The sequence below is a fragment of the Tepidimonas sp. genome, assembly GCF_036824975.1.
In the GTDB taxonomy this organism is placed as follows: Bacteria; Pseudomonadota; Gammaproteobacteria; order Burkholderiales; family Burkholderiaceae_C; genus Tepidimonas.
On the sequence record NZ_DAISZC010000010.1, the window covers coordinates 1 to 5,567 of the forward strand.

Genomic DNA, 5,567 nt, shown 5'->3' on the forward strand with positions numbered 1-5,567 from the left:
ATGCCGACAAATACCGCGCAGAAGGCAAGCCGATTCACCTCATCGGCATCGAGTTCTCGCGCGCGGCGCGAAACGTGGTCGGCTTCGAGGCGGCGACGCTAAACTGAGATCCGACGCCGCGACTGACAGATCGGTTTAGGCACCGTCAAGACGTCACGGTTATCTGCAGGTGTCTCGGCAGGGCGAGAGAGACCGCTGTAGCCACACACACGCCTTGCGCATCGAGATACCGAAGCCAGCGCACGGGGGCGCGCGCTGGTTTGACCAACCAGCGGTCTCATCAAGCGCACCAGCGCATCGATGCCGCACCCCCACGACCGCCGCCACACCGCTACAATGTGTCCCATCAGGAGAGAGCCAGCCTGGGCGACGTGTGGACACGCCCCGCCCGGCGGCCGCCGAAGGCGCAGGCATACAGCCAAACGCTCAGGCAAAAGGACTGATGCAGCACCCCACGGGGTGCTTGCCTGCTGGAGAGAGGTGTCGCGCCGCGGGCGGCGCGGCTGGGGGTGAACGGCGATCGCGACCGATCGTTGCCCCGCTGGCCGCCGCCGCGCGGCGGCATCCACCGAAGGAGCAAACGTCGCGGCACCCGCACGGGCGGCACCGCAGCGTGAATCTCTCAGGTAAAGCGGACAGCAGGTGTGTCCCGGTGTGTTACCGAGCACCGGTGGCTACCGCCTGTTGGGATTCTTTTGTCATGTCCGCCTCTGCTGAGTCCTTGCTCAAGACCCCTTTGTACGACCTGCACCTGGCGCTGGGTGCGCGTATGGTGCCCTTTGCAGGCTACCACATGCCGGTGCAGTACCCCGACGGATTGCTGCGCGAACACCTGCACACGCGCACCGCAGCCGGCCTGTTCGACGTCTCACATATGGGGCAAGTGCGGCTGGTGGGCACGCAGGCCGCCGAAGCGTTGGAGAGCCTGATCCCCATGGACGTGCTGGGACTGGGGCTGCACCGCCAGCGCTACGGCCTGCTGCTCAACGACGACGGCGGCATCCTGGATGACTTGATGTTCGTCAACCGGGGCGAGGATCTGTTTCTGGTCGTCAACGGGGCGTGCAAGGCCGCCGACATCGCCCATCTGCAGGCCCACATTGGCCAGCGCTGTCGGGTCGAGCCGCTGCCGCAGCGCGCTTTGCTGGCACTGCAGGGACCGCTGGCGGCACAGGCGCTGCAACGGCTGGTGCCCGGGGTGCAGCAGCTCGTCTTCATGACGGGCATGGCCACCCGCTGGCAAGGGGCCGATCTGTACATCACCCGCAGCGGCTACACCGGTGAAGACGGCTTCGAGATCTCGCTGCCCGCGCAGGGCGCCGTCGCCTTCGCGCAGGCCCTGCTGGCGCAGCCCGAAGTCAAGCCCGTTGGCCTGGGCGCGCGCAATTCGCTGCGGCTGGAAGCGGGCCTGTGTCTGTACGGCCACGACATCGACGCCACCACCACGCCGGTGGAGGCGGCGCTGAGCTGGGCGATTCAGAAAGTGCGGCGGCGCGGTGGCGCGCGCGAGGGCCGCTTTCCCGGTGCGGCGCGTGTGTTGGCCCAGCTCGACGGCAGCGCCCCGGTGCAGCGTGTGCGCGTGGGCCTGCTGGCTCAAGAACGCGTGCCGGTGCGCGAGCCGGCACCGTTGCACGCCGTTGATGGCACGCCCGTTGGCCAGGTCACCAGCGGCTTGCTGTCGCCCACGCTGAATCAACCCATCGCCATGGGCTACGTGGCGGCTGCGCACGCGGCGTTAGGCACCCCACTGCACGCCATGGTACGTGGCAAGCCGGTGCCGATGACCGTCGCTCCTCTGCCCTTCATCCCGCCACGTTATCACCGGGGTTGAACACCGTACAGTGCCATGGACGGCCGTATGCGCCGCCACGCCGACGCCTACGCTGCCCCGCCGACGAGCTGTTTTGATCGTCCACGGCACATCGCCTCTGACCCGTTTCGTCGCTCGCCCCCCTGCCCACCTCCTTTCGTACCAACCCGTGTTTTAGGAGTCCGCCATGTCCCTCAAGTACACCCCCGACCACGAATGGATCCGCGTCGAAGGCGACATCGCCACCGTCGGCATCACCCACCACGCGCAAGATGCCTTGGGCGATGTGGTGTTTGTCGAGCTGCCCGAGGTGGGCAAGACCCTGGCGCAAAAAGCGGTCGCTGGCGTCGTCGAGTCGGTCAAAGCCGCCGCCGACGTCTATATGCCCGTCAGCGGCGAGGTGGTGGAGGTCAACGAGGCGCTGCGCGCCGACCCCTCGCTGGCCAATAGCGATCCGCTGGGCGCGGGCTGGTTTTTCAAGGTGCGGCTAAGCCAGCCCAGTGAGCTTGACACGCTGCTGGACGAGGCCGCCTACGGCCAACTGACCCGCTGAGGCTGACGGTGCCCTAAGGAAGGTCTGCACAACCTGCTGCGCGTACGGATCGTTGCGTTGCGCGGTGCTCGCTCCCTCGCCTCACTCATTGTGATGTCTCGGTCGCTGCGCTCCGTGCGCCTTGCGCTTCGCCCGCTCGCGACGGTCGTGCAGACCTCCCCTTTGCCTGCCTTTGGTAAACCACGAACGACTCCACGGACATCCTGTAAAGCCACGCCATGACTAGTTCCACCCCGCTGCCGTCGCTGGACGATGCCGGCGCATTCATCGCCCGCCACATCGGCATCACCCCCGAAGAGGAGGCGCGCATGCTCGCTGCCATCGGCGAGACCTCGCGCCAGGCGCTGGTGGCCAGCGTCGTGCCGCAGGCCATTGCCCGCGTGCGCGCCCTGGATTTGCCCCCACCGGCCAGCGAAGCGCAGGCGCTGGCCGAACTGAAGGCTATCGCGCAAAAAAACCGCATCCTGCGCAGCTTTATCGGCCAGGGTTACTACGGTACACACACGCCCACCGTCATCCTGCGCAACATCCTGGAAAACCCCGCCTGGTACACCGCCTACACGCCGTATCAGGCCGAGATTTCGCAGGGCCGCTTGGAGGCGTTGGTGAACTTCCAAACGATGGTCACCGACCTCACCGGCATGGACATTGCCAACGCGTCGATGCTGGACGAGGCCACCGCCGCTGCTGAGGCGATGACACTGGCACGCCGCAGTGTCAAGGCGACGGGGCAGACCATCATCGTTTCGGGCGATTGCCATCCGCAGACCATCGAGGTGGTGCGCACGCGCGCGCAACCGCTGGGATTGCAGGTGCACGTCACGCACAGCGCCGAGGCGTGGCAGCAGGCGCTGGCGCGCAACGATTATTTCGCCGCGCTGGTGCAGTATCCGGCCACGCACGGCCGCATCGACGACTGGCGCGCCGATGTGGACACGGTGCACGCCAAGGGCGCGGCCTTCATCGTCGCCACCGATTTGCTGGCGCTGACGCTGCTGGTGCCGCCGGGCGAGTGGGGGGCGGACATCGTGGTGGGCAGTAGTCAGCGCTTTGGCATGCCGATGGGCGCGGGCGGCCCGCACGCCGCTTTCCTGGCCTGCCGCGATGCCTTCAAACGATCGCTGCCCGGGCGGCTGGTGGGCGTCAGCGTGGACGTGCACGGCCAGCCCGCCTACCGGCTGGCGCTGCAGACGCGCGAGCAGCACATTCGGCGCGAAAAAGCCACCTCCAACATCTGCACCGCGCAAGTGCTGCCCGCGGTGGTGGCCAGCATGTACGCGGTCTATCACGGCCCGCAGGGGCTGCGCCGCATTGCCGAGCGCGTGGCGCACCTGACGGCGGTGCTGGCACGTGGACTCAGCGCCCTGGGCCACCCGCTGGCCAATGGCAGCGCGTTCGACACCCTGTGTCTGCACACCGGCGCCGCCACCACCGCGCTGCTGGCGCGTGCGCGTGAGCGCGGCATGAATCTGCGCGATCTGGGACACGGCAACGTGGGCATCGCGCTGGATGAGACCACCACGCGCGCTGACATCGAGGCGCTGTGGGCGGTATTTGCGGCGCCGGGGCAGACGCTGCCGTCGTTCGACACCTTGGCCGCCGACGGCCACACCCTCATCCCGCCAACGCTGCGCCGCACCAGCGCCTACCTCACACACCCGGTGTTCAACACCCACCACAGCGAAACCGCCATGCTGCGCTACATCCGCAGCCTGTCGGACAAGGATCTGGCGCTGGACCGCACGATGATCCCGCTGGGCTCGTGCACCATGAAGCTCAACGCCACCAGCGAGATGATCCCCATCACCTGGCCCGAGTTTGCGCAGGTGCACCCTTTCGCCCCGGCCGACCAGCTCGAGGGTTACCGCCAGCTGGATGAGCAGCTGCGCGCGTGGCTGTGCCAAGCCACCGGCTACGCGGCCATCAGCCTGCAGCCCAACGCCGGCTCGCAGGGGGAATATGCCGGCCTGCTCGCCATCCGCGCCTATCACGCTGCCCGTGGCCAGGCGCAGCGCGACATTTGCCTCATCCCCACGTCGGCCCACGGTACCAACCCCGCCAGTGCCCAAATGGCCGGGCTGCAAGTGGTGCCGGTGGCGTGCGATGCGAGCGGCAACGTGGACCTGCAAGACCTGCGCGCCAAGTGCGAGCTCTACAGTGCGCGCCTGTCGTGCGTGATGATTACCTACCCCAGCACACATGGGGTGTTCGAGACCGGCGTCAAGGCGCTGTGCGATATCGTGCACGCGCACGGCGGCAAGGTCTACATCGACGGTGCCAACATGAACGCGCTGGTCGGCACCGCCGCGCCGGGCGAGTTCGGTGGCGACGTCAGCCACCTGAATCTGCACAAGACCTTTTGCATTCCACACGGCGGTGGCGGCCCCGGCGTGGGCCCGGTGTGCGTGGTGGACGAGCTGGCGCCCTACCTGCCCGGACACGCCACGGCCCATGCGGCCGGCGCCTACGCGGGAGGCGCCCGTGCCGATGCGCCGGTGGGTGCGGTGTCGGCCGCGCCGCTGGGCAATGCGGCGGTGCTGCCCATCTCGTGGATGTACATCCGCATGATGGGCGCCGACGGGCTGCTGCGGGCCACCGAAACCGCCATCCTGGCCGCCAACTACGTCAGCGCCCGCCTGCGCCCGCACTACCCCACGCTCTACGCCAGCGCCAATGGCCACGTGGCACACGAGTGCATCCTGGACTGCCGCAGCTTTAAAGACAGCTGTGGCGTGATGGCCGAAGACATCGCCAAGCGGCTGATGGACTACGGCTTTCACGCGCCGACGCTGTCGTTCCCGGTGCCCAACACGCTGATGGTGGAACCGACGGAGAGCGAGCCGCTGGCCGAGCTGGACCGCTTCATCGACGCCATGGTCGCGATCCGCGAAGAAATCCGCGCCGTGGAGCTGGGCGTGTGGCCACGCGAGGACAACCCGCTGAAAAACGCCCCGCACACCGCCAGCCGCTGCCTGGCCGAGGACTGGCCGCACCCCTACCCGCGTGAACTGGGCGCTGCGCTGCCGTTCCACCGCGCCCACGGTGGAGCCGGCAGCAAGTACTGGCCACCGGTGAGCCGGGTGGACAACGTCTACGGGGACCGCAACCTGTTTTGCAGCTGCGTCCCGGTGGGTGATCTGGCCGCCGCTTGAGGGGTGCCGCTGACGCCAGCGCCTGGGCATTCAGCGCTGGCGCAGGCGCCAG

The 5,567-nt window shown here is 67.9% G+C and carries 3 protein-coding genes and 2 riboswitches; all 3 genes read left to right on the forward strand.

Features of this window, described 5'->3' with window-relative positions; translation table 11 throughout:
- Positions 1 to 337: 337 nt before the first annotated feature.
- Positions 338 to 452: riboswitch (glycine riboswitch) on the forward strand.
- An 8-nt stretch (positions 453 to 460) separates the two neighbouring features.
- A riboswitch (glycine riboswitch) is annotated at positions 461 to 649 on the forward strand.
- 51 nt (positions 650 to 700) lie between these two features.
- Positions 701 to 1,831, forward strand: coding sequence for a glycine cleavage system aminomethyltransferase GcvT (gcvT, locus tag V7Z54_RS02285; RefSeq protein ID WP_334134055.1), 1,131 nt, complete (start codon positions 701 to 703; stop codon positions 1,829 to 1,831).
- 166 nt (positions 1,832 to 1,997) lie between these two features.
- Positions 1,998 to 2,363: a glycine cleavage system protein GcvH gene (gene gcvH / locus V7Z54_RS02290; RefSeq protein WP_334134057.1), complete on the forward strand. Its 366-nt coding sequence runs from the start codon at positions 1,998 to 2,000 to the stop codon at positions 2,361 to 2,363.
- A gap of 218 nt (positions 2,364 to 2,581) precedes the next feature.
- Positions 2,582 to 5,515, forward strand: coding sequence for an aminomethyl-transferring glycine dehydrogenase (gcvP, locus tag V7Z54_RS02295; protein WP_334134059.1), 2,934 nt, complete (start codon positions 2,582 to 2,584; stop codon positions 5,513 to 5,515).
- Positions 5,516 to 5,567: the final 52 nt, after the last annotated feature.